Source organism: Methylobacterium sp. E-065, assembly GCF_022829605.1.
Taxonomy (GTDB): domain Bacteria; phylum Pseudomonadota; class Alphaproteobacteria; order Rhizobiales; family Beijerinckiaceae; genus Methylobacterium.
Genome location: NZ_JAKSYD010000038.1, coordinates 1 through 365, shown reverse-complemented (window position 1 = coordinate 365; position 365 = coordinate 1). Strand labels below are relative to the sequence as shown.

Annotated in this window: 1 pseudogene; it reads right to left on the bottom strand. The window is 66.0% G+C overall.

The window, feature by feature from the left end:
- Nucleotides 1-107 precede the first annotated feature (107 nt).
- Nucleotides 108-365 (bottom strand): annotated as a pseudogene (locus tag MKK84_RS02620) (hypothetical protein); the annotation flags it as partial.

The window sequence follows — 365 nt, the reverse complement described above, 5'->3', positions numbered from 1 at the left end:
ACACCCTGCGCAAGAAGGTGCGGGATCTCGACCTGCAGGTGTTTCGGACGGCGCGGTAGGCCTTCCGAGCTACTGCAATCCATCCCCTTCATCCTGAGGTGCCCGCGTCAGCGGCCCTCGAACGAGGGCTCCAGGGATCGCGCGTCCAGCTGGCAGGCCCCTTCGAGGGCCCACCCTTTCCATACCCGACGCTCTTCCGATCTGCCCGCCTGCATGGCCAGACTGGCAGAGCCGTCGAACTCATCCTGCAACATCGGCGTCGCCTGACGCGCGAACTGACGGCCCTGGGCGCTGTCGCCGGTCTGGGCGTATGCTTTGTAGAGGCGCAGCGTCTCGGCATCAGAAGCGGCTTGCTGGCCGGTGTA